The sequence below is a fragment of the Salinivibrio kushneri genome (genome assembly GCF_027286325.1).
In the GTDB taxonomy this organism is placed as follows: domain Bacteria; phylum Pseudomonadota; class Gammaproteobacteria; order Enterobacterales; family Vibrionaceae; genus Salinivibrio; species Salinivibrio kushneri_A.
The window spans coordinates 1,765,523-1,788,649 of the sequence record NZ_CP114588.1 but is presented as its reverse complement, the minus strand read 5'-3'; the positions used below and the strand labels follow the sequence as shown (position 1 = coordinate 1,788,649).

The following is a 23,127-nucleotide window of genomic DNA, read 5'->3' as shown; positions in this document are numbered from 1 at the left end:
TCATGAAGATTTTGGTAACGGGCGGGGCTGGGTTTATTGGCTCTGCGGTGGTTCGATATATTATCGGGCATACGACAGACTCGGTCGTGAATGTTGATAAGCTGACCTATGCGGGGAATTTGGAATCCCTCGCTGGATGGGAAGATAACCCTAGGTATGCGTTTGAGCAGGTTGATATTGTTGATCGTGAGGCGCTTGACCGAATCTTTGCAACCCATCAACCGGATGCGGTGATGCATTTGGCGGCAGAGTCACATGTGGATCGCTCTATAGATGGGCCAGCGGCATTTGTTGAGACCAACATTGTGGGTACTTATACCTTGTTAGAAGCTGCTCGATGCTACTGGAATAGCCTGGACGTTGAGGGGCAAGCCGCATTCCGCTTTCATCATATCTCCACCGATGAAGTGTATGGTGATTTGCACGGCACCGATGATTTGTTCACTGAAGCCACTCCCTATGCGCCATCGAGCCCTTACTCTGCATCCAAAGCGTCGAGTGACCACTTAGTGCGCGCGTGGCAAAGAACATACGGCATGCCAACGATAGTGACGAACTGCTCTAACAATTATGGCCCTTATCATTTCCCGGAAAAACTGATCCCGCTCATGATTCTCAATGCCTTGGAAGGGAAACCTTTACCTGTATACGGCAATGGCTTACAGGTGCGTGATTGGCTATTTGTTGATGATCATGCTCGTGCGCTGTATCAGGTCGTGACGAAAGGCTCAGTGGGTGAAACCTATAACATTGGTGGCCATAACGAGAAGCAGAATATCGAGGTAGTGAAAACGATTTGTGCCATTATGGACGAGCTTGTACCCATGCATGAACGGGGCTATCCACGCAATACGCGACATGCTTCATTAATTACGTATGTTTCCGATCGCCCTGGCCACGATGTTCGTTATGCGATCGATGCTACCAAAATTGAACGCGATCTTGGTTGGACGCCACAGGAAACCTTTGAGTCCGGTATCCGCAAAACGGTGGAATGGTACTTGGCCAACCGTGAATGGTGGCAGCGCGTGCTTGATGGCTCTTACACGCGCGAGCGGCTAGGAACACACTAGCATTCACACTTTTTTAAATCTTTGCGCCTATGTTCCAGGGTTGTCTTGGGCCTAGGAATTAGCAGCTAGGACGTATTTTTATGAAAGGAATTATCCTTGCGGGTGGCTCGGGGTCGCGCTTGTATCCGCTCACACGCGGCGTCTCGAAACAGCTTTTGCCTATTTATGACAAGCCGATGGTGTTTTATCCACTATCCACCTTGATGTTGGCTGGCATTCGCGACATTTTGATTATTACGACGCCAGAAGACAATGCCGCGTTTAAGCGTCTTTTGGGGGATGGGTCTGACTTTGGTATTTGCTTAGAGTATGCGGTGCAGCCTAGTCCAGATGGCTTGGCGCAGGCGTTTATCATTGGTGAAGGCTTTATCGGCAATGATAGTGTCTGCTTAGTGCTGGGCGATAACATTTTTTACGGTCAGTCTTTTTCAAATACACTTAAACGCGCTGCAGCGCGAGAATCGGGTGCGACGATATTTGGTTATCAAGTCAAAGATCCCGAGCGTTTTGGTGTGGTTGAGATTGACGAGACAATGAAGGCCATATCGATTGAAGAAAAGCCGTCATCGCCAAAATCGCAATACGCGGTCACAGGGTTGTATTTTTATGATAACCGTGTGGTCGACATGGCGAAACGTGTGACACCTTCGGCCCGTGGTGAGTTAGAGATCACGGCGATTAATGAAATGTATTTAAATGATGGCGTGCTTAATGTCGAGTTACTGGGCCGCGGTTTTGCGTGGCTCGATACCGGTACCCATGAGAGTTTGCACGAGGCGTCGTCTTTTGTGCAAACCATTGAAAATGTTCAGGGGTTAAAAGTTGCCTGTTTAGAAGAGATCGCGTGGCGACAGGGCTGGCTAAGTAACGAGCAATTACTGGCGTTGGCCGAGCCGATGATGAAAAACGATTACGGCCAGTATTTGGCAAAATTGGTCAGTGAGTCAACAGCAAAAGGGCAGTCTGATGCGTGTTCTAATAACCGGTAGTCAAGGGCAAGTCGGTCACTGCTTGGTTGAGCAATTGATTGGCATGAAACAAGTCACTATGTTGGCTTGCGACAGGCATCAATTAGATATTACCGATCGTTCGGCAGTGTTAAGCAAGGTCAGTGAATTTAAGCCGACGGTGATTATAAATGCCGCGGCGTACACAGCCGTTGATAAAGCAGAAAGCGATCGTGACCGAGCCCATGCCGTCAACCAAAAAGGCGCACAATACTTAGCAGAAGCGGCGGAACAGCAAGGGGCGGCGCTGTTACATATTTCAACTGATTATGTCTTTGCAGGCGATAAAGAAGACGCTTATCACGAGCAAGACTGCCCCGGGCCACAAAGTGTTTATGGAGCGAGTAAACTGGCTGGTGAGCAGGCGATACAAGCCGCGTGTTCAAAGCACATTATTATTCGCACTGCATGGGTATTTGGTGAGCATGGTGGTAACTTTGTTAAAACCATGCTGCGATTGGCCTCGCAGCGCGACGCCTTAAGCATTGTTGATGATCAGGTAGGCGGTCCGACGTATGCGGGCGATATCGCTAAGGCGTTGGTTCATATCGCCCAGTGTATTGAAGCAGGAAATGATGTAGCCTATGGCGTCTACCACTTTGCTGGCGAGCCGCATGTGAGTTGGTGTGAATTTGCGTCGACGATTTTTACCCGTGCACACGAGCAAGGTGTGTTAGAAGTAACACCCAAGGTGACACCTATTTCAACGGCGGAGTACCCAACTCCCGCTAAACGCCCCGCGAATTCACGGTTAAAGACCAGCAAAATCATGGCCCATTTTTCGATTCCAGCGAGTGATTGGCAACACGCGCTTGGCAACCTTATTCGTGATCAGGATTAACCGAATGCAAGTAATTGAAACGACTATCCCCGATGTAAAAATCATTGAGCCGTCAGTTTTTGGTGACGAGCGGGGATTCTTTATGGAGACTTGGCACCAGCAACGATTCGATGAACAAGTCGCTGGTAAGCCCACATCATTTGTACAAGATAACCATTCTAAGTCGGCGAAGGGGATTTTGCGTGGGTTGCATTATCAAACCCAAAATACGCAAGGTAAGCTCGTACGGGTTGTGAGCGGTGAGGTGTTTGACGTGGCGGTTGACCTACGCCAAGGTTCCCCAACCTTCGGGCAGTGGGAAGGTGTTTACTTATCCGCTGAAAACAAACGCCAGCTGTGGATCCCGGAAGGCTTTGCGCATGGGTTTTATGTGACCAGCGAAGAAGCTGAATTTGTCTACAAATGTACTGATTTTTATAATCCAGCTAGTGAAGTGACCTTGAAATGGGACGATCCTGAGCTAGGTATTCACTGGCCCGTGACAGCCGATCCTCGCTTATCAGAGAAAGACAAGGTAGGAAAGAGCTTGGCGAAAATCGTTGCGCAAGGCTTATTGTATTCACCGACCTAACGTGATCCTGTGAGTGCCATCAGGGGCATAGATGGGTTATTGTGGTGCGAGTAGATTTAACTTGAGAAAACAATACACCCGATGGACGCGTTTATGATCCATCGGTGCCCCCAACGCCTGAGTCCGTTAAATAACTTGCCAAATCTGTGAGCAGGATACCGCTCCGCTGCATCCTGCAATTCGATGCCCTAGAGTCTTTCTAGTTTTTATGCCCATTTGGATTCATTGATTGCCAATGCCAGGTATCCTCTACCATGGTTTGCAAAGATCGTTGTGCTCGCCAACCCAGACTAGACTCCGGATAGACAGTTGAAGCCCAGCATTCGGTGGTGTCTGCCTGTATATTTAGCGAGCACTATGACTAGGGCTGAGAATTCAAAAGTGTCATGTCTGTCACATGATTGTTATGGACGATGTCTTGTTCTATCGGTAAGGATAAAGGTTGCAGTCCGCCATAGCGAGCAGCTTTGGTTTCAAGCCAAGCGTGAATATAGTTGATTGAAACAAAGATTGTCATCCGCTCTAATCCTAAGCGCTGACCATTATCCAAGGTCGTTTTTTCTGGATGTGCAAACCCAACTAAAATTCCCACCAATTCGCCATTGCCATTAAAGGCACCGCCACCGCTCATACCACCTCGAATAGGCGCATCAGTAATGCTGGATGGGCAGTTCTCGACCTCTTTAAAGCCCGCAATCATTAAATCCATATAATAGAGGCCACTAGCGTTCAGTACATCACCAGCACTTGACTTACCAAACACCTCGACGGTATCACCTTGATAAATCAGCCCCAGGTCGGGAAGTTGCAGCCCACGGTTGTCTGCTTTGATGAGTGCTACATCACAGCGGGGGTGAATAGCCACTACATCGCTGGCGGAAAACTCAGCAACATGCGCAGCTGTCAGGCTTAACGCAGGGGTTATGGGCACACTGGTGCCAAACTTGCCTCTCTGTAACAAAGAATTCGGCTCGATCATTTCAACGGGAGGATGCTCTTTCACGACGCGATGTCCACCATTCGACACCGTGCAACCCCCTAACTGAAACACGAGAATCACGATACCGAACGCCATACCTAAGTTTTTCCATAATACGGGGCGGGTAAGGGACATAGGCCCTCCTTTCACTTAACCACTGCTTAAAGGTCAAGCCCCGATGCGCATCTAACGGCTTGTTAACATTAATAATAGATAAAAAACTTAATAACGCCTCAAAAATAAGAAAAAACAAGAGTCTTGAACGTAAGTGACTAATAAAAAACAATTTATTATAAAGAAATAAATGTAACAGACATGATAGGAGAGTGAGGAGGTGCACAAAAAAATAGGCGGATCTGAGGCGGAACCAAACTTGAAGGATGAAAAAAGTATCGACTAGGGCATTGTCTAATTCCGAGAGCGGCTGTTAAGCCAGGATAAATGTTTGTTTAATAAATAAACATAAACGCGAGCAGGTGCGATAAAACGGCGAGTCATTCTTTTAACGTAGACGAAAATGTGTAGAATACGGCAGGCATTTTTTCCACTGTGCTAGGCATAATCCTGTTCGCACTGTGAGATAGAGAGCGAAAATAATCAAAAACCATACAAAATCTGTGATCAGCGTGCCGTGGGGAGCGAAACCTCCGGGCGGTAGCGTATCTATTCGTCAGAGAACAAATCTACTAACACTCTTGTAAAGCTAGGTAACCCAAGGAAAAAACGATGAAAATTGCTGTTGCGGGCACAGGCTATGTGGGCCTTTCAAACGCGATGCTATTGGCCCAACATTTCGATGTGGTCGCGCTCGATATTAATGAACAAAAAATAACGCAGCTCAACCAAAAGCAATCCCCTATTGTTGATACGGAAATCGAAGACTTTCTGGCCAACAAATCACTGCGATTTACTGCCACATTAGATAAACACCAAGCCTACCAAGACGCTGATTTTATTATCATCGCCACGCCTACTGACTACGATCCGGAAACCAACTACTTTAATACCCGCTCTGTTGAGGCGGTGATCCGTGATGTGATGGCAATTAACCCGCAAGCGACTATGGTGATTAAATCGACAGTGCCTGTGGGTTACACCAAACAAATTAAAGAAGAGATGGGAAGCGATAATATCCTCTTCTCGCCCGAGTTCTTGCGCGAAGGCAAAGCCCTTTACGATAATCTGCATCCCTCACGCATTATTGTGGGTGAGCAAAGTGAGCGCGCAAAAATCTTTGCTAGTCTCTTGCTCGAAGGCGCGTTGAAAAAAGACGTGCCAGTACTGTTTACCGACTCGACCGAAGCGGAAGCAGTTAAGCTGTTCTCTAATACCTATCTTGCCATGCGGGTTGCCTACTTTAACGAGCTTGATAGCTACGCCGAAACCCACGGTTTGAATACTCGCCAAATCATCGAAGGGGTAGGGCTAGACCCACGTATTGGCGACCATTACAACAACCCGTCGTTTGGTTATGGTGGTTACTGCCTGCCAAAAGATACCCGCCAACTCCTTGCCAACTACAACGACGTGCCGAACAACTTGATTCAGGCGATTGTCGATGCCAACACTACCCGCAAAGATTTTGTCGCCAACGCCATTTTGCGCCGTGAACCAAAAACGGTGGGTATCTACCGTTTGATCATGAAAGCGGGCTCAGACAACTTCCGTGCCTCATCCATTCAAGGGATTATGAAGCGCCTAAAGGCTAAAGGCGTTGAAGTGATTGTGTACGAGCCAGTATTAAAAGAAGACACCTTCTTTCACTCAGAAGTCACTAACGACCTTGAAGCGTTTAAACAATGCGCTGATGTGATTGTAGCCAATCGCATGGTTGATGAAATCCGCGATAGTGCCGAAAAAGTCTATACGCGTGATTTGTTTGGGACGGATTAATTAAGAGTGGGCCAGCTACTCTGGTCCTTTTTCTAATGCTAAGAAAAAACAAAAAAGAACTGATCTCGAACTTTATGAGTCTAGGGCTCATCGATGTTGTAGGGATGCTAATCCCTATCATCTCTATGCCAATTATATCCCGTGCCTTGGGTATTGAGCTCTATGGTCAGTACCTATTGTTTATGACGACGATCTCGTTTGGTCATACGATGATTGACTATGGCGTTCAGTATACGGGAGTTCGGGCCGCATCAAAACTAATTGGTAATAGGGAAAAACTAGCCAGCACCTATGCAGATTACCAAGGTCTACGACTTATACTCGCTGTGCTTTATTATATTGCGGCTAGCGTCTATGTCATCCATTCCTTTGAGTCCTTCCAGCTAGTGATACCACTCGGGTTATATATTCTTGGATATGTATTTACATCAACTTGGTTTTTCCAGGCTACAGGTCTTTCAAAGTTTTTATCATTTGCCGCTCTTTCCAATAAGTTAGTGCTGATATTAATCCTAATATTTTATGTCAAAGAAGAGTCTGACTTTTTGTTATTGACAATCTCGACAACTTTACCTGTTCTCATTACATCGCTCTTTTTGTTAAGTATAGTAAAGAAAAGGTTTAAGGCACAGCTATTCTCCTTTAGGAATGCAAAAAAACTTATAATACAAGGGAAGGATATTTTTATAGGAATCTTAGCGCCAAACCTATATAACGCTATACCCATAATGGTGCTAGGTAATATATCAGATAAGTTAGAGTTTGCTGAGTTTGCGATATCTCTTAAAGTATGCGGTGTAATATTCCTACTACAAAATGTTTTGTCAAAGTCTGTTTATCCTATTCTATCGAGACAGAAGGGTACTAACCTAAAAAGTACGCTTCTACTTAATCTAATTATAACGATCCCTAATGCTTTAATACTGTTCTTCTGGGGGAAAGGGATGATAAGCATGTTGCTTGGTATCGAGATGTTAAGTGGTTTTTATGTTAAAGTGATTTCAGCAAGCATGATTTTTGTTGCTTGCTCGCAAGCCTTTTCTGTTGGTTACTTTCTTCCCAATAACTTGGATGTGGAATATAGAAATATATCATTGAGGGCTTCTCTTATATCATTCCCGATCATGTCATTTTTGATATATCAATACTCAGTGACTGGTGGGGTCTTAGGTCTTCTAAATGCAAGGCTTATAATTCTCATCCATTATGTTTACTTTTATAGAAATGAAGTTAAAAAAGATGAAAAAAATTCTAAAAAGAAATGAACTATTAAGAAATATATCCGATTTGAAAAGGTTCTACACGATTAATGGATATATACCAAAAATCAAAGAGCCTAAGTCTTTCAATGAGAAAATATTAAATCGAAAGGCTTTTTCAAATCCAAGAGAATTTTCAATGTTTGCAGATAAAATCGCAGCAAAGAAACATGTGGAAGAAACTCTTGATAAAGAGGTGGTTATACCAACATTATTTGTTAGCGATAGCTTGAGTATAGAAGAGATAAATCATCTTATTGATGAGCATCAAAATATCGTTGTAAAAGCAAATCATAACTCCGGACCCGTATATATCGTTAGCTCTGAGACGAGCGAGATAAAGAAAAAAGAAATAGTGTCCGACATGAAGAGACAACTAAAGGACGACTATGGAAAGAAACAAAATGAAACTTGGTACAGCTTAATTGATAGAAAGATCATTATAGAGGAGCAACTAAGTCCAGAACAGGGTCAATCTGATTTAAGGGACTACAAATTTCATGTTTTCAAGCAAAAAGATGGTAGTCAAAAAGTTTTGTTACACATAGATTTCGAAAGGGGGAGAAATCATAATCGTTCATTTTATGATGAGGACATGAATTGGCTTCCTTTTTCTACATTCGTACCTACTGTAAACACTCAAATAGAAAAGCCAAAAAACTTTGATCTTATGCTTAAGAGTGCAAAAAAGCTAGCAGAACCGTTTTCATACGTCCGAATTGATTTTTATAATATAGATGGAGCTATATATTTCGGAGAGTTTACTTTTGCACCTGGTTCGGGGATATCAAACAAGTTCACTAATAAGGATTATGATTTTTGGATGGGTAGCCTTTGGCAATTAAATGATTTTGGTGAAGAGTTTTTAACTTAAAGACGTGTTTTTAACACAATATAAACGTAGCGATGAAAAGTTCATGATAAAAAACAAAAATGACTTAGTTGTTTATCTTAAGAGAGACAAAGAAGCCCTTGGCGCAAAAGGTTTGAAAAGTTATTTTTTTAATAATATATGGAGATTCCAAAGAGCTTTAAGAAAGCATGAGTATCATCACAATCGAAAAAGCTTGTTAAGATATTATTATAAATATAAACATAATAAACTTGGTGAGAAACTTGGTTTCACTATTCCAATAAACTGTTTTGGTAAAGGTTTATCCATTGCTCACTATGGCACCATATGTGTGAATGGAAAGGCAAGGATAGGGGATAATTGTCGCATTCACGTGTGTGTAAATATAGGTGCAAGCCGAGAGAATAGTAATAATGTCCCTAAAATAGGAGATAATTGCTATATAGGCCCTGGAGCAAAACTATATGGCGCCATAGAAATTGGTGATAATGTGAGTATAGGTGCTAACTCCGTAGTAAACAAAAGCTTTGATAGTAATGTAACTATCGTTGGGGTACCAGCGAGGGTTATAAAATAGAAGCACTTGAAACCTAATAGTATGTTTTATAGAAATAACAGTTCATGCAGGTTAGTGTTATAATTACAAGAGAGTTGCGCAATATTTATGATAGATTATATTTTTTTTTCCATAATATTAACATCGCTAGGTGTAATATATAAAAAGAACAGTTCAAACTCTGATGAAGTAAAATTAGTTTTAAATCTCTTTATTGTTTTTAGTGTTGTTTTTTTAGCTACATTGATGGGTTGGCGTGTTATCAGTCCTACACAAGGAGGTATTGATACATCTGTTTATAAATATATATATGAGTATCTTATTCACTCTAATTACTCTTCAGTCTTAGACCAACGTCTTGAAATTGGATACTCATCTTTTTCTTGGGCTGTAAAAAAAATAACTGATGATTTTGAGTTTTTTTTATTTTTAATATCTCTGCTAATGCTTACTTTGTATCTACACATATGCAAATATATAACGGCAGGAGTTTTTTCAGCGCTAGGCGCTTTTTATATTTCTTTGTTTGTTATTGATGGTTTCAATATAAGTAGAATGATATTAAGTGTTTTTATTTTATTTTTTATTATACCGTGTTTAAATAGACGAAAGTATCTGTATTCTGTCGGGATAACTTTGTTAGCAGCTTCAATACAGATGACTGCCCTTTGGGGGTTTGTTATTATTAGCTATTATTTTGTATTGTATGAGTTAACTGAGAGAAAAGAAACTAGGCTGATATTTTTCTTTTCAGGGCTTGCAATATCTTTTGTAATGGTTTCAGTGTTTAAAGCCTTATTGGTTAATATAGGGTACGGACACTATTTGAATGATACGAGTGAAACATCATACCTAAACTATATCTTTCTTACGGTATTGATTTTACTATCGCAGATTTTCGATCTCCAAAATAAGTTTACCGGTACTATATCAGAAACGGCATTGAAAGTATTGCCGACTATGTACTACGTCTTACCGCTGTATGCTGCGTTGCCAATTGCGTATAGATTTAATTTGTTCTATTTGTTGATTTTTGGCTTACTTATACCACTTTACTGTAATTACGGTTATAAGAGACTTATTCAGTTAGATGTATATGCAATATCGATTTTTTTGATTCCTCTACTTTACTTTGGAATGAAAGTGTCAAAATACTTCGAAGTAAATGTTAATTCAGCTTTGTCATGGGATTTAGCAACCGCGTGGTATCTTTTTTAAATGAAAATAAATTTTTTGATTAACTCGCTGCAAGGTGGTGGAACAGAAAAAGTTTGTTGCCAAATTGCGTCAGACTTAGCAGATAGAGGTCGTAAGGTTAATGTCTATGTGCTAGATGATAATGGGGCTTTCTATCATATTAGCAAGAATGTAAACGTCATCTATCTGGGGAAAGCTACAACCTCGCGGAGTTTTGGTAAAATATATAGATTGATTAAAAATATAAAAGATGAAGGTGGACGTCTTTTGGTTTTTAATCATGAGCTGGCTTTAGTGTCTCTTTTAGTGAAAAGACTGTTTCGACTTAATGTTCGAATTGTTAGTAGAATAAATAATACTTTCAGCGCAACTATTAAATACAAGAGTTTAAAGTATCGTATGGTTCTCTATCCTTTGATGAAAGTTTTCTATCGATATATCGATGGGTTTATTTTTCAGTCACAGGGTATAAAAGAAGATATGATAAATAATTATGGTGTCAAACAGAATTTCAAAGTAATCAATAATCCTGTACATAAAGTTGTTCTAACCGAGTATAAAAACTCTCCGAAGAACGACTACATACTATTTGTAGGTAGATTAGTTGAGCAAAAAAATGTTGATGATACAATAAAAGCTTTTAAAGAATTTAGTCGGCAGGTTTCTGGCTATAAACTAAAAATAGTTGGCGATGGGCCAGAAAAAGAACGACTAATGAATCTATGCAAACAGCTTGGAGTTGGTGACTCGGTAGAGTTTTTAGGATATCAGAGGGACACGCTACCATTGTTCTATAACGCAGCAGTCACCGTATTATCCTCTTATAATGAGGGGTTCCCAAATGTACTTCTTGAGTCTTTGGCTGTAGGTACGCCGATTGTTTCATACGATTGTCCTAGTGGACCAAGAGATATAATTGAAAAGGATAATGGCATACTAGTCGAGCATTTAAATATCCGAGACTTAGCTACCGGGATATCTCAAGCTACAAGTAAAGAGTGGGATTCGGAAAAACTAGCGAACACGTTGAATAAATACAGCATTGAACATATAACTAAAGAATATTATGACTTTATCAAGTAAAAAAGTACTTTTTTTAGAAAGCTATAGTGCAGCAGTTTACGGTGCACAAAAAAGTATGTTGAGCCTAGCTCATGGACTGCAGCATAAAATGAATATGGACGTTGTCATATCAACGAGTAGAGAGGGAAAGCTATCTAAAAGATGTAAGGAACTGGATCTAGAGTGTCATATATATCCAATTCCTAGTAAAGCAATGAGGTCAAGAAAAGACTTATCTATAATAGAAAAATTTTATCTTCCCATCCTTGTCTTTTTTGCATGGTTTAAGAATGTTTCTCTTTTGCAAAGTATGAGAGAGTCTGATTCGATATGTGTTAATGATATAAGAAGTTTCCTCTATTACCTGCCATTTCTATATATAAATAAGAAAAAAGTAATTTGGTATGTGAGGATTAATGATAGAATTAAATTTATAACTGGACTAGCCGCGCGTCTATCTTATAAAATATTACTTATATCTAGCGATTGTAAAGGTTCTTTTACGGAGCAAGAGCTTTCAAAGTACCGAGGTAAATTTGAAGTATTACACACCGGTTTCGAGTTTCATACGACACAGAATGAAATTTCAAAAACTCATTCAAATAATGATACAGTCTTCATTACTGTAGGGAGTATATGCAGACGTAAAAACACACTTGCTGTTATAGAAGCCTTCAATCGCATAGAGCTAAAAGATAAATTTCTTTATGTTTTAGGAAGCCCTACTTCTCAGGAGGATGAAAAATATCTTGAAGAAGTAGAGGCTTTTGTAGAGAAAGCATGTATCACATCTCAGGTTTGTTTTATATCATCGACACCGTTTGTTGACCAATATTTGGCATTCTCCGATTATTTTCTCTTTGCTAGTCATAAAGAGGGTTTACCTCGAGTGCTTATTGAAGCATTGTTGAATAACTGTTATGTTATCAGTTCGAGGGTAGATGGTGTTACTGATATAATAAAAAATGACAATTTAGGCTTGTATACAAATAGTAGAGCGATAGAGCCCAACTTTAAAAATGAATTTGATGAACTAATAAAGAAAGCATTAGTGCATGAAGAAAAGTCCGACTCTAGATGTTTTGTAAAAGAAAGTTTTTCATATAATGCTTTCTTGGATGGCTTTTATAGTTTTTTAAAATAAATATTATCGCTTTAAAAATGCTTACTCTTTTTTTTGTTTTTAGTCGACCTTTTTATGGTCGTGTTAGGTTTTATGAACCTTGAGGTGCTCAGGGTCTTATGAAAAAAAGTGGCTTTTATATTAGAGGTGGATGGTTTGGACATTCTACGAGATTTTCTACGCATTTTATTAGGGGCTGAATTATATTCCAAAGCTAGGTTCTTTTTAACGCATCACTATTTTTGTTGTCGCTCTTTTCCTAGAACATTTTCTGAAAAAATCATATCAAGAAAGTTTGACGATAACCCTAAAAAATACTCTCTATTTGTTGATAAGTATACTGTTAGGGAGTATGTCGAAAGAAAAATAGGAAAAGAGTATTTGATTCCAGTTGTTAAAGTAAAAGATTTTTTGAATTTGAATGACTTTGATAGCTTGCCCAATGAGTTTGTTATCAAAGCATCTAATGGTGGCGGTGGTAAAAATGTTCTCGTAGTTGAAGATAAGGAAAAATTGGATCTTGAAAGATTATGCTCTGATTTCAATCGATATCTAAAAGTTAAAATGGGAAAGATTGTTGATGAACATTTTTATGATATTGAAGAGCCTAAGATTATTATTGAAAATAGAATAAAAAACAATGATAGAACCCCTCTTCTAGACTATAAGTTTCATAGATTTCATAGTAAGGGTGAAACTAGATATTTGTTACAAATTAACTCCGAATACAATACAAAGAACTGTACTAAAACACTATATGACTTAAATGGGTGCAAGTCTGAGATTCAATTTTCTGGATATAGCCATGGCCCCAACACTATTGAAATTCCAAGAAATATTGGAGAAATGATTGAAATAGTTGACGGTTTAGCCGAGGGTTTTCCATATGTTAGGATTGACCTCTTTAATGTGGACGAAAAGATATATTTTGGAGAGATGACATTTTGTCCTGCCAGTGGGTGGGATAAAATAAATACCAAAGAGAATGATTTTTTACTTGGGAGTTGGTGGGGTGAGTAAAGTAAAAATAGACACTATTGTAATTACGTCTAACACCAGTTGGTACCTCTACAACTTTCGAAAAAACACCATTCAAGCATTGATTAAAAAAGGTTATCAAGTCTACGCAATTGCACCCAAAGATGAGTACTCAGTAAGGCTCGAAGCACTAGGTGCACAGTATGTACCGATTGATATCGATCAGGGAGGGACGAATCCGCTCAAGGATTTTAAGGCCTTTATTGGGTTCTTATCGATTTACAGAAATGTACGCCCCGACGTTGTATTGAACTTTACGCCAAAAAATAATATTTATAGCACAGTAGCTGCAAAGATTTTCGGTGGGAAGTCGGTAAATAACATTGCTGGTCTTGGGGCTATCTTTATCAATCAAGGTGTGTCAGCAACAATTGCAAAATGGCTATATAAATTTAGCCAACGCTTTGCGAATACAATTTTTTTCCAAAACGAAGATGACAAAGCGTTGTTTTTAGATAATCACCTAGCAAACCCATCGATCACTGATCGGTTGCCGGGATCAGGTGTGGATTTATCACGTTTTTCTGCTCGCCCCAGCGATGAAGACGGCAAGGTGCGGTTTTTAGTCGTAGCAAGAATGCTGTATGACAAGGGGATTGGTCATTATGTTGAAGCGGCCCGAAAGTTAAAAGCAGAATACGGTGATAGTGTAGAGTGCCGTTTGCTTGGATTTGTAGGGGTTAATAACCCAACAGCGGTAAGTAAAGAAGAGATGCAACAATGGGTCGACGAAGGTGTCGTTACTTATTTAGGTGTCTCCGACAACGTCGAGGATGAGATGGCAGAGGTTGATTGTGTGGTACTGCCTTCTTTTTACCGTGAGGGAGTTCCGAAATCCCTACTAGAAGCGGGCGCGATGGGTAAGCCGATTATCACAACGGATAATGTGGGCTGCCGCGAAACCGTTGACCATTCGGTCAATGGATATCTTTGTGAACCGAAAAGTACAGAAAGCCTCTATGCTGCGATGAAAGAAATGATTGAAGTAGGCCACTCGAAACGATTGATAATGGGACAGGCAAGTCGCGAAAAAATGCAAAGCACATTCGATGAAAAGATCATTATAAACAAATATATGGACGCAGTAGAAAGCGCACTAAAAGCCTAATAGCGTCAGTTAATTGGTTAGACACACATAAGGAATTGACCATGAAATATCTTGTCACTGGTGCGGCCGGATTTATCGGTAGCGCGACAGCAGAAAAGCTTTTGGCCGCTGGTCATCATGTTATTGGTGTAGATAGCTTGAATGACTACTACGATGTATCGTTAAAGCATGCGCGCCTAGCCCGTATTGAGCACCCGAATTTTACTTTTGAACAACTTGATATTGCCGACCGCGAGAAAATGGCAGCCTTGTTCGAGACGCATCAATTTGATCGAGTGATTCACTTGGCTGCGCAAGCAGGGGTGCGTTACTCGATTGAAAATCCACATGCGTATGCGGATGCCAACTTAGTGGGACATTTGAACGTGTTAGAAGGCTGTCGTCAAACGAAGGTCAAACATCTCATTTATGCCTCTTCGAGCTCAGTCTATGGTCTAAATGCAAAGGTACCATTTGAAACCTCAGACTCGGTAGACCACCCCGTCTCTTTGTATGCGGCCACGAAAAAGTCGAATGAGCTTATGTCCCATAGTTACTCGCACTTGTACGATATCCCGACGACAGGACTTCGCTTCTTTACAGTATACGGCGCATGGGGTCGACCAGATATGGCGCCGTTTATTTTTACCGATAAGATTTTAAAAGGTGAAACCATTGATATTAATAACAATGGTGATATGTGGCGCGACTTCACCCACGTAGACGATATTGTTGAGGGCGTGGTGCGTATTGCGGATGTTATTCCATCACGCAATAATGATTGGATCGTTGAAGCAGGCACGCCAGCTTCTAGCTCTGCGCCTTATTCCGTCTATAATATCGGACATGGCTCGCCGGTGAATTTAATGGAGTTTGTTCAATGTATTGAGCGTACTATAGGCATTGAGGCGAAAAAGAACTTCCGTGAAATGCAGCCTGGTGATGTTTATCAAACTTACGCGGATACACAAGACTTATTTAAAGCGACAGGGTATAAACCGCAAGTCTCGCTCGAGCAGGGGGTGACTGAATTGGTAGAGTGGTACAAGATGTTTTATCAATCAAATTGATTAGGTTGTTAAATTTTCCAATAAAAAAGCCCGCAAATGCGGGCTTTTTTATTGTCTGATCTTTGCGTTGTTCAGTGCCGATTAACCGTTGAGCGCGTGTTCTGGCTTATCTTGTTTTCGCAATGAGCGGACAAAGCGAGTAATGCGCCAAACATAACTGAGCAAAACGGCGTAGACAGCAAAACAAAATATAAAACTGACAAACATAATGCTTTCACTAATCCCAGTTAGCTCACCATAAATACCAAACCCTGCAAACAATGTAGCAACAGTACAAATTAGTAACAGTGTCTGAGTCGAACTCAGACCAAGGCGTTGGAAAATATGGTGTAGATGTTCACGGTCTGGCCTAAATGGGGAGTGGCCGCGACGTATACGACGGATCATAATCGCTGCCATATCCATAAGCGGAATCGCGATCAGCCACAAGCATGTGACAGGGCGAATAGAGGCCTGTTGACCGGTTTGGCTGGAGAGTAGCAAAAACCAGACGATGGTAAAGCCAATCACCATGCTACCAGCATCACCCATAAAGACTTTCCGCTTACGACCTAGTAATCCGAGGTTAAACAAAATATAGGGAGCCATAATGACAATCATCGCCGTCGATAAGTAGGCCAGGTCATAGTGATTAACTGTGGTCATCATAAAGGCGACACCGGCAAATGTCACGACGGATAGGCCGCCCAACAAGCCGTCAATACCATCTACCATATTAAACGCATTAATGGCACCAACTACGGCAAGAATAGTGATAATATATCCTGTAATTCCTAAATCTATATCACCTGTGTCTAATATATTGCCTATCGTGCTGAGCTCAATATTGCCGACCTCGATCATTGCAATTGATAGTAGTGCCTGAATTAGAAAGCGGATCTTGTAACTAATATCAAATCTATCATCAAGGGCACCAATGATGACTAGAACAAGAATGCTAACGCTATATAATTCAGTGTGTGGAATAAGATCTGCGTTATTCCAGAGAAAGAACAACAACGAAAGACAAATCGAAATGCCACCTACTAGTGGAACCGAGCCTGAATGCAGCTTACGTGCATTCGGTTTATCGACTAACCCTACAACCCTAGCAAACCTACGCATTAAAAACAGCACACACGTTGATAGCACCAAGAGCGCTACCAAGTCCGTTGCAGAAAAAAACACAGCGTTTCTCCTTTATAATTTATAGCGAGATGTTACATCACTCAGCGATATAAATAAAGCTGGGCAGGGTGTATAGTGTTCTTTTTGAGCGGAGGTTGATAGTAAAGTAGGCAGTCGATTGCAGCATGTTCGCTAATTAATATGAAAAGAGTGAAAATGTCTCATAAATAAAACACTAATGAGTAGTTTGATAATAAAAGGCCCACATATAAAGTGGGCCTTTTTATTATTGAATGGGGCGAGTACTCCAGGGGGATCGTGCATCTGTCATGCCATAGAGAGAGTATTTCTTGCCTAGCTTTTGTCCACCATCACGTTGCAGCGGTAACCAGGAAATGGTGGCACGGCTAGTGTTTGGTTTGACCGACAGCAAGTCAAAGGGAATCGAGATATAAAAGCCTTTGGTAAAGCTTCCTTCGCCAAATTCTTCTGCGGAGAGATCGGTTTTAGTGGCGAACACGCCAGCCGTGATGCCGCTATCGAACTGTTTGGAGGCATCAATGGTGACACCCACATCATCAGTAAGGTAGCGTCCAGCACTGATCTTCGCCATTGTTCCTTCGAAAAGGCCCAGCGGCTCGCGCCAATACAAGGTCGCATGGCCAGTCGTGGTGCCGGTTTGAACGCGATAATAGCGTTGGTCTTCGTCACTGTACTGACGCTCTTGGCTGAATAAGCCAAACACGGAGCTTGGATCACGCTGTTTCACGTAGTTAATGTCGACACCTAATGCGAAGTCACTATTATAAGGGCGGTACAGCACTTCACCGCCAACGCCAGCAAACATGTCTTCAAGGTACCCACCGTAGGTTTGGGTATACCAATTTGAGCCAAACTTATCAAAGTAAGTGAGCTGCAAGTTGGTCACGCGGTAGCGCTCATCAATATACTGGCGCGTGAGTGTGCGCACTCGCTTAAGATCAGTGCCGTCAGGTGGTACGGTGTAATTAAATTTGTCGTAGTTATCAAATAAGTTGGCATACACCTCACCGGAGGCGACGAGGTGATCATTCATGAACCATTCAGCGGTTCCTAGGACACCGATGGCATAGAGATAGAAATCTTCGGCACCACCAATCGATTGACGCAACTTGGGTGCGATCCCGGCGCGGAAATCGTCATCGTTATTGCCCATCAATGTTCCTCGTGGAGAGCGCGAGGCAATCGTACCCGTCGCATCGCTAATATCAGCACCGACGTAATCATTGTTGGCTATTTGGGTATAACGGTTGGCGTCGATGATAGTTTCAGTCATCAGTTGCCGGTTTTTGGTTTCAATCAGCTTGTAGCGCTTGGCCTCTATACCGGTATTGGCGATTAAGCGAGCTGCGCGTTCGTGCGCTTGGCTTCGATCACGGTATTTGTTTTGTTCACCGGTGACGGTAAGTTGGTCGCCATCATAATAAACGCGATTGTCGCTATACCCCGCATTTTGCGCAAGCTGTTGACTCAGCTGTTGCCATTCCGCTTTGGTTAAGCTGTCGGTGGATGCTTGTGGACGGTAGGCTGCGATAGGATCATCAAGCCAAAATGGATCCGCGTCACTAAAGTTGTTTACAAGCGTAAGACCAGCAGTAAACGTGTTGCCACGCTCATAGCTCAGATGCACATCCGCCCAAGGGGCAAGTTGGTAAACTAAACCGAGATTCCAGGGAGAATCTGCAGGTAGGGGCACACCTTGTCTCGATGTTGGGAAATCAGAGCGGTAGTCGTTTCCATCATACTCGAGCTTTAGCGACAAAGGGGAGAGCGGGGTTTGATATTCTACGCCGCCAAACAGTGCCACACAGCCTGTGAACATACGATCCAGATCGACATTGCCGCCATTACCTTTGTATCCGGTATTTCGGTCGCAATCGCTACCTAGCGTCTTATTTCCGCGCAAGTTAGCACGGTTACCTAAATAGCCCCAACCCACCCCAAGAGTGAAATCGAAGGGGCCGGCACGTTTAGAGCCCACTACGTATTCACCATCAAATAACCCTGTCCCGCCTAAATCACGTACGCCGACCGCGAGTTCAGGGAGCCAGTAGCTCTCATTGAGGAGTGTCAGTTTGGCGTCAATGCTCTTATCGGTGTAACTGTTATCATCACTAAAGTCAGGGTTTTGACTATATAGTACATCGTGTACTTGGGTATAACGAATCGTCGTTTCTAGCCAGGGGAATAGTTGCAGTGAGGCATGATAATGCAAGTAATCTTCGTTATAGGTTGAGCCCAAGCTAAACCCGCCTTCAGGCGCTGTACGTGCCGATGGCATTTGCATCAAGCCGACACCGCCAAAATCTGTTTGCGAATACACAAGACTTGGGTACGAAAAACTGTCTGCATGCGCGGAATACGCACAGAACAATGCGGCTGCAAGAGCAGAATGGGTAAATACAGCGGTTTTCATTCTGGAAGCCTGTTACTGAGATAGTCGAGAACAAGTTGATTGGCATCAATCGTGTCAGGATAGGACGGCAGTCCTTTTACCGGCAGGGGCAGGTAGACAACCGCACCTGGCGCAATATCTTGGTGTGATGCGTTCCAATACGCGATAGCATGTTTTTCAATCGCGCCATCAGGCTGTACGACCCAAGCGTAAGATTTGCCCAGTGTATTGGCCTTCGCTTGGTCAAGGTAATCAGCCGCCCCTTGCCTCACTTGCCATGAATATTGACCGGGAGCCGCGACGTTACCCAACACCCATACATGATCGGGACGCTGAGGAAACACGAGTCGCCACTCGCCATCTAAACGCGGGTTTTTGCTGATATCAATCCGGGTAAGATCTGGGTCTAGAGAGACTTTTGCTCGACGCTCGACAGTAAAGGTTTTAAGTGTATGAACCAGTCGGCGCCAGCGTTGTTGAGGCTTGCCCGTTTGTATGGTGATCTGGTTTTCAGCGGCTGCCATCGCTGTTAGTGCGAGGCGGCTGGGTAGGGTAATGTCATATAAGCCAGCCCCTGGCCAGTAAATATCTACGATATTTTTCTCTGTGAGCTTTAGCCCATCCATCACCGCGTCACTCAAGCGTGGCGGGGCGTCATAATCGATGGTCTCGCCCTCTATGGTCATTTGATGTTGTAGTGGAGCGGGCTGTGCGGTTGCCTGCGGTGACAAAATTAACCCGACGACCATGCTGCTTGAGATCAGTAGATTAAAAAGACGACGCATTATGGGGAGAGACGAGGTTTTAAAAAAGTCTAATGCCATTGACTGATTCGTCATATTATTGCGCCCCCTGATACGTTTTTAGGAAAGTTACGCTTACTGCGTCCATATTGGGAGCTGGGTATTGAACGGTTTTGAGTACCTTGCCAGAAGAGGGGTCGAGCCAGTATTGGTTGGTATAGCTTTTGTGAAGGCTACTGATGGACACGGTTTCTTCAGTATATACAGCGGAACGAGCCACACCGTTTATGGTCACTTTTGCGTTGCCTTTATTTTCAAAAACGCTAGTCGCAGAGTAGCCAAAGTGGTAACCAGGCATAAAATCGATGCGAAACTGCCAGGTTTTGGGGGTGCTTGGATTGAGAAGCCCAAGCGAAAGTGGATCGGGCGTGTCGCTGTCAAGTTTCGCTAAATTGGTGCCGGGTAGTTTTAGGGTCTTGATGACCCGCCCTGACGCAGTCTCAATGACTTCGTTATCGGCAGACATCCACTTTAACGATGTTTGATTGTGCGCGTAGGGCTCAGCATAAGCAAGTACTAAGAAGCCGCGAGGACCGTCACCAAGCCGAGCGTAAATACTGGCATAAGGGAGCGCTTGAATCTCTTCGTTGCTATAGCTGGCGTCAGGAAAACCTTTGTAAAGCAGACTATAAGTGTCAGCTAAGTTGCTCGCTTGCTGTGTGCAGCCACTGAGCATAAAAAAAAATATGATGGGAAATAGAGGCTTGAAGTATGTCATGTAGGCCGATACATCGAAATTTAAGCAAAAAACAGCCGCCCGAAAGCGGCTGTTTGATTATACATCACGCTTACTGAGAAACAGTCGTTGTGGTGCCAGTAGTGCCAGTGGTACCGCTGTCGCCAGCCGCTGCAACTACTGAGCCAACAGCGGCAACTGCCGCCGTACCGGCTGCGACTGCACCAATACCTAAACCGCCAAATGCAGCTGAACCTGCACCTGCAGCACCCGCTGCGCCTGCTCCTGCAGCGCCTGCGGCACCAGCACTTGTACCTGCTGCACCCGCGCTTGCTGACGTGGCTGCGCCACTTGCGCTTGCACTGCTGCTACCCGCTGCGGCTGAGCTTGACGCTTCACCGGCAGCCATGGCGCTTGCAGCGAACAGCATGGCAATAATGCCTGTTGCTACTTTTTTCATAAATCTCTCCATGGGTGATTTGCTTAAACAACGTCTACTAAAGCAGACAGGACACTAACCTAACGATTTAGCTGCTGCTTGTAAATGCAAAGTCTATGTCTTGTGGCGTATTCTGCCATAAATATCGCTAAGTTACAGCAATATTATATAGGACAGTGCCAATGGCGAGTGGCATCAAGTGGGGTTTATTTCATTCACTAATGTCTGTATTATCCGCAATCTGAAGTTTGCTGGGTGTGGGCTCGGTGCGCTCTATTGTCAAAAATTCTGGCTAAGATTTGCTCGGGTTTGAGTGTGGAGAATAGGGCTGAATCGCTTCCCGTCCGAGACTGGAATATAGATAAGCTTCTGAATTAAATACATTTCAGCGGAATAAACAACAAGAATTAGGATGACGTTGTGCTAAAACCTATTTGTTTTGTCGCTATGAGCTCGCTGGCTCTGGCAGGATGTACGATGCCGGGTTCTCATTTTGATCCGAGCGATAAAAATATCGTGGGTCAGCCCGCTGAGGATTTATCTACTCAGGTAAATATCCATCCGTTAACCCCCTCTTACATCAAGCAGTTGAATAACCGACGTGCGCGGGCGCTTGCACAGGTCAATCCTGAACTGGATTCACAGGTCCAGAACTACGAATATCGTATCGGGCCTGGGGATGTGTTGAATGTCACCATTTGGGATCACCCAGAGCTCACCATCCCTGCAGGCTCTTATCGTAGCTCTGCCGAGGCAGGGAATTGGGTTCACGCTGACGGAACCATTTTTTATCCGTACATCGGGCAAGTAAACGTTGCGGGAAAAACAGTACAGGAAGTGCGCGATGACATTGCTCAACGTCTCAAGACGTATATTGAGAAACCACAAGTTGATGTCAACGTAGCAGCATTTCGCTCGCAAAAATCTTACATTACTGGCGAAGTGAAAAAGCCAGGTTACCAGCCTATTACTAATATCCCAACGACGATTTTAGATGCGGTTAACCGCGCAGGTGGTATCACGGAGTTTGCTGATTGGCGCAACGTGACGCTCACCAAGCGTGGTGAAGAAGAAAGCGTGTCTTTGTATGCACTGATGCAAAAAGGCGACCTTACCGAAAACCGCTTGTTGAAAGATGGCGATATTCTGCATGTTCCGCGCAATGATGGTCAAAAAGTCTTTGTACTCGGTGAAGTGAACGATCCGAAAATGTTGAAGATTGATCGTATCGGTATGAGCTTAACTGAAGCGCTAACCTCCGTTGGAGGGATTGATGAGCTAGAAGCAGACGCAACGGGTATTTTTGTGATTCGCAGCACCGCACGTAATACGCCAAATAGTCCGCGCTATGAAAAGTCTGAACCTGTTGCCGACGTGTTCCAATTGAATGTGAAAGACGCGACAGCTTTGGCTGTTGGTACAGAGTTTGATTTGCAACCGTATGATGTGGTCTATGTGACAGCCGCTCCTATTGCGCGCTGGAACCGAGTTATACGCTCATTGTTGCCAACGATCTCTGGCTTTAATGAATTGACAGAAGGTGCGCTTCGTGTTGAAAACTGGCCACGATAAGCGAGTCCGTCATGTTTAATAAAATTCTTGTTGTGTGTGTGGGTAACATCTGTCGCTCTCCAACCGGGGAGCGGCTGTTGCGTGAAAACTTACCGACGAAAACCATTGATTCTGCGGGCGTGGGTGCCTTGGTTGGTAAGCCAGCCAACGAACAGGCATCTCGAATTGCCGCCAAGCATGGTGTAGACCTTGGGGGGCACGAAGCGCGACAACTCACCGCATCAATGTGTCACGAATATGATTTGATTTTGGTGATGGAATCCAAGCACAAAGAAGATGTGTGTCGTATTGCTCCCGAAGCACGCGGGAAGACCATGCTGTTTGGACACTACCTTGCGCAAAGTAAAGACATTCCAGATCCTTATCGTCAGAGTGATGAGGCGTTTGATTATGCGTACGACTTAATCGCCCAAGCTGCGCACAAATGGTGTGATGTACTTCGTTAACCGGGCCCTCTGCATTGATGCAGTGGTCATGACGGGAAAGT

General features: G+C 43.1%; 22 protein-coding genes and 1 pseudogene. 16 read left to right on the top strand and 7 right to left on the bottom strand.

The features are described from left to right. Nucleotides 1-2 precede the first annotated feature (2 nt). From rfbB to rfbC, 4 genes are all read left to right on the top strand, one after another. Entirely contained in the window at nt 3-1,073 is a 1,071-nt protein-coding gene (rfbB, locus tag N8M53_RS08430) for a dTDP-glucose 4,6-dehydratase (RefSeq protein WP_269578452.1), read from the top strand. An 80-nt stretch (nt 1,074-1,153) separates the two neighbouring features. After that, nucleotides 1,154-2,062, top strand: a complete 909-nt coding sequence (rfbA, locus tag N8M53_RS08425) for a glucose-1-phosphate thymidylyltransferase RfbA (protein WP_269578451.1) — start codon at nt 1,154-1,156, stop codon at nt 2,060-2,062. Then, entirely contained in the window at nt 2,037-2,921 is an 885-nt protein-coding gene (gene rfbD / locus N8M53_RS08420) for a dTDP-4-dehydrorhamnose reductase (protein ID WP_269580012.1), read from the top strand. The genes rfbA and rfbD overlap by 26 nt, the downstream gene beginning before the upstream one ends. A gap of 4 nt (nt 2,922-2,925) precedes the next feature. After that, complete coding sequence (gene rfbC, locus N8M53_RS08415) at nt 2,926-3,492, top strand: dTDP-4-dehydrorhamnose 3,5-epimerase (RefSeq protein ID WP_269578450.1); 567 nt, start codon at nt 2,926-2,928, stop codon at nt 3,490-3,492. Between the two features lie 54 nt (nt 3,493-3,546). On the opposite strand, the pseudogene N8M53_RS08410 reads toward rfbC, so the two are convergent. Then, nucleotides 3,547-3,671: pseudogene (locus tag N8M53_RS08410) on the bottom strand (IS3 family transposase); the annotation flags it as partial. A gap of 182 nt (nt 3,672-3,853) precedes the next feature. Then, nucleotides 3,854-4,606: a S1 family peptidase gene (locus tag N8M53_RS08400; RefSeq protein ID WP_269578449.1), complete on the bottom strand. Its 753-nt coding sequence runs from the start codon at nt 4,604-4,606 to the stop codon at nt 3,854-3,856. 591 nt (nt 4,607-5,197) lie between these two features. On the opposite strand from N8M53_RS08400, the gene N8M53_RS08395 reads away from it, so the two are divergent. From N8M53_RS08395 to N8M53_RS08350, 10 genes are all read left to right on the top strand, one after another. Continuing rightward, nucleotides 5,198-6,364 (top strand): nucleotide sugar dehydrogenase, encoded by a 1,167-nt coding sequence (locus N8M53_RS08395; protein WP_269578448.1) that lies wholly within the window; start codon nt 5,198-5,200, stop codon nt 6,362-6,364. Nucleotides 6,365-6,438: 74 nt separating this feature from the next. Beyond that, nucleotides 6,439-7,629: an oligosaccharide flippase family protein gene (locus tag N8M53_RS08390; protein ID WP_269578447.1), complete on the top strand. Its 1,191-nt coding sequence runs from the start codon at nt 6,439-6,441 to the stop codon at nt 7,627-7,629. Further along, nucleotides 7,604-8,497: an ATP-grasp fold amidoligase family protein gene (locus tag N8M53_RS08385; protein WP_269578446.1), complete on the top strand. Its 894-nt coding sequence runs from the start codon at nt 7,604-7,606 to the stop codon at nt 8,495-8,497. The genes N8M53_RS08390 and N8M53_RS08385 overlap by 26 nt, the downstream gene beginning before the upstream one ends. 43 nt (nt 8,498-8,540) lie before the next feature. After that, entirely contained in the window at nt 8,541-9,053 is a 513-nt protein-coding gene (locus N8M53_RS08380; RefSeq protein ID WP_269578445.1) for a serine O-acetyltransferase, read from the top strand. Between the two features lie 87 nt (nt 9,054-9,140). Beyond that, the gene (locus N8M53_RS08375; RefSeq protein ID WP_269578444.1) at nt 9,141-10,250 is read left to right on the top strand and encodes an EpsG family protein; all 1,110 of its coding nucleotides are present in this window, start codon (nt 9,141-9,143) and stop codon (nt 10,248-10,250) included. After that, entirely contained in the window at nt 10,251-11,312 is a 1,062-nt protein-coding gene (locus N8M53_RS08370) for a glycosyltransferase (RefSeq protein WP_269578443.1), read from the top strand. After that, nucleotides 11,296-12,435: a glycosyltransferase gene (locus N8M53_RS08365; protein ID WP_269578442.1), complete on the top strand. Its 1,140-nt coding sequence runs from the start codon at nt 11,296-11,298 to the stop codon at nt 12,433-12,435. The genes N8M53_RS08370 and N8M53_RS08365 overlap by 17 nt, the downstream gene beginning before the upstream one ends. A gap of 108 nt (nt 12,436-12,543) precedes the next feature. Then, nucleotides 12,544-13,434, top strand: coding sequence for an ATP-grasp fold amidoligase family protein (locus tag N8M53_RS08360; protein ID WP_269578441.1), 891 nt, complete (start codon nt 12,544-12,546; stop codon nt 13,432-13,434). Beyond that, nucleotides 13,427-14,560 carry a glycosyltransferase family 4 protein gene (locus N8M53_RS08355; protein WP_269578440.1) on the top strand — a complete coding sequence of 378 codons (1,134 nt, stop codon included), beginning with the start codon at nt 13,427-13,429 and terminating at the stop codon, nt 14,558-14,560. The genes N8M53_RS08360 and N8M53_RS08355 overlap by 8 nt, the downstream gene beginning before the upstream one ends. 41 nt (nt 14,561-14,601) lie before the next feature. Continuing rightward, nucleotides 14,602-15,609 carry an NAD-dependent epimerase gene (locus N8M53_RS08350; protein WP_269578439.1) on the top strand — a complete coding sequence of 336 codons (1,008 nt, stop codon included), beginning with the start codon at nt 14,602-14,604 and terminating at the stop codon, nt 15,607-15,609. Nucleotides 15,610-15,690: 81 nt separating this feature from the next. Here N8M53_RS08350 and wecA read toward each other — a convergent pair whose 3' ends face one another. The 5 genes from wecA to N8M53_RS08325 form a co-directional block, all read right to left on the bottom strand. Then, nucleotides 15,691-16,776, bottom strand: a complete 1,086-nt coding sequence (gene wecA, locus N8M53_RS08345; RefSeq protein WP_269578438.1) for a UDP-N-acetylglucosamine--undecaprenyl-phosphate N-acetylglucosaminephosphotransferase — start codon at nt 16,774-16,776, stop codon at nt 15,691-15,693. Nucleotides 16,777-17,002: 226 nt separating this feature from the next. Next, on the bottom strand, nt 17,003-19,171 hold the full coding sequence (locus N8M53_RS08340; RefSeq protein ID WP_269578437.1) for a YjbH domain-containing protein: 2,169 nt from the start codon (nt 19,169-19,171) through the stop codon (nt 17,003-17,005). After that, nucleotides 19,168-19,989, bottom strand: coding sequence for a capsule biosynthesis GfcC family protein (locus tag N8M53_RS08335; protein ID WP_269578436.1), 822 nt, complete (start codon nt 19,987-19,989; stop codon nt 19,168-19,170). Before N8M53_RS08335 ends, N8M53_RS08340 begins: the two co-directional genes overlap by 4 nt. Nucleotide 19,990: 1 nt before the next feature. Next, entirely contained in the window at nt 19,991-20,629 is a 639-nt protein-coding gene (locus N8M53_RS08330) for a YjbF family lipoprotein (RefSeq protein ID WP_269578435.1), read from the bottom strand. A 112-nt stretch (nt 20,630-20,741) separates the two neighbouring features. After that, entirely contained in the window at nt 20,742-21,089 is a 348-nt protein-coding gene (locus N8M53_RS08325; protein WP_046075403.1) for a hypothetical protein, read from the bottom strand. A gap of 399 nt (nt 21,090-21,488) precedes the next feature. Here N8M53_RS08325 and N8M53_RS08320 point away from each other — a divergent pair, with 399 nt between their 5' ends. Both N8M53_RS08320 and N8M53_RS08315 read left to right on the top strand, forming a co-directional pair. Next, nucleotides 21,489-22,640: a polysaccharide export protein gene (locus N8M53_RS08320; RefSeq protein ID WP_420066580.1), complete on the top strand. Its 1,152-nt coding sequence runs from the start codon at nt 21,489-21,491 to the stop codon at nt 22,638-22,640. 11 nt (nt 22,641-22,651) lie between these two features. Next, on the top strand, nt 22,652-23,086 hold the full coding sequence (locus N8M53_RS08315) for a low molecular weight phosphotyrosine protein phosphatase (RefSeq protein ID WP_269578434.1): 435 nt from the start codon (nt 22,652-22,654) through the stop codon (nt 23,084-23,086). The last annotated feature ends 41 nt before the right edge of the window (nt 23,087-23,127 follow it).

Coding starts and splice junctions, on each gene's coding strand:
- N8M53_RS08340 (WP_269578437.1), bottom strand. CDS start 19,171: ATGAAAACCGCTGTATTTACCCATTCTGCTCTTGCAGCCGCATTGTTC.
- rfbA (WP_269578451.1), top strand. CDS start 1,154: ATGAAAGGAATTATCCTTGCGGGTGGCTCGGGGTCGCGCTTGTATCCG.
- N8M53_RS08315 (WP_269578434.1), top strand. CDS start 22,652: ATGTTTAATAAAATTCTTGTTGTGTGTGTGGGTAACATCTGTCGCTCT.
- N8M53_RS08335 (WP_269578436.1), bottom strand. CDS start 19,989: ATGACGAATCAGTCAATGGCATTAGACTTTTTTAAAACCTCGTCTCTC.
- N8M53_RS08325 (WP_046075403.1), bottom strand. CDS start 21,089: ATGAAAAAAGTAGCAACAGGCATTATTGCCATGCTGTTCGCTGCAAGC.
- rfbB (WP_269578452.1), top strand. CDS start 3: ATGAAGATTTTGGTAACGGGCGGGGCTGGGTTTATTGGCTCTGCGGTG.
- N8M53_RS08375 (WP_269578444.1), top strand. CDS start 9,141: ATGATAGATTATATTTTTTTTTCCATAATATTAACATCGCTAGGTGTA.
- N8M53_RS08350 (WP_269578439.1), top strand. CDS start 14,602: ATGAAATATCTTGTCACTGGTGCGGCCGGATTTATCGGTAGCGCGACA.
- N8M53_RS08365 (WP_269578442.1), top strand. CDS start 11,296: ATGACTTTATCAAGTAAAAAAGTACTTTTTTTAGAAAGCTATAGTGCA.
- N8M53_RS08395 (WP_269578448.1), top strand. CDS start 5,198: ATGAAAATTGCTGTTGCGGGCACAGGCTATGTGGGCCTTTCAAACGCG.
- N8M53_RS08385 (WP_269578446.1), top strand. CDS start 7,604: ATGAAAAAAATTCTAAAAAGAAATGAACTATTAAGAAATATATCCGAT.
- N8M53_RS08380 (WP_269578445.1), top strand. CDS start 8,541: ATGATAAAAAACAAAAATGACTTAGTTGTTTATCTTAAGAGAGACAAA.
- N8M53_RS08330 (WP_269578435.1), bottom strand. CDS start 20,629: ATGCTCAGTGGCTGCACACAGCAAGCGAGCAACTTAGCTGACACTTAT.
- N8M53_RS08370 (WP_269578443.1), top strand. CDS start 10,251: ATGAAAATAAATTTTTTGATTAACTCGCTGCAAGGTGGTGGAACAGAA.
- rfbC (WP_269578450.1), top strand. CDS start 2,926: ATGCAAGTAATTGAAACGACTATCCCCGATGTAAAAATCATTGAGCCG.
- N8M53_RS08400 (WP_269578449.1), bottom strand. CDS start 4,606: ATGTCCCTTACCCGCCCCGTATTATGGAAAAACTTAGGTATGGCGTTC.
- N8M53_RS08390 (WP_269578447.1), top strand. CDS start 6,439: ATGAGTCTAGGGCTCATCGATGTTGTAGGGATGCTAATCCCTATCATC.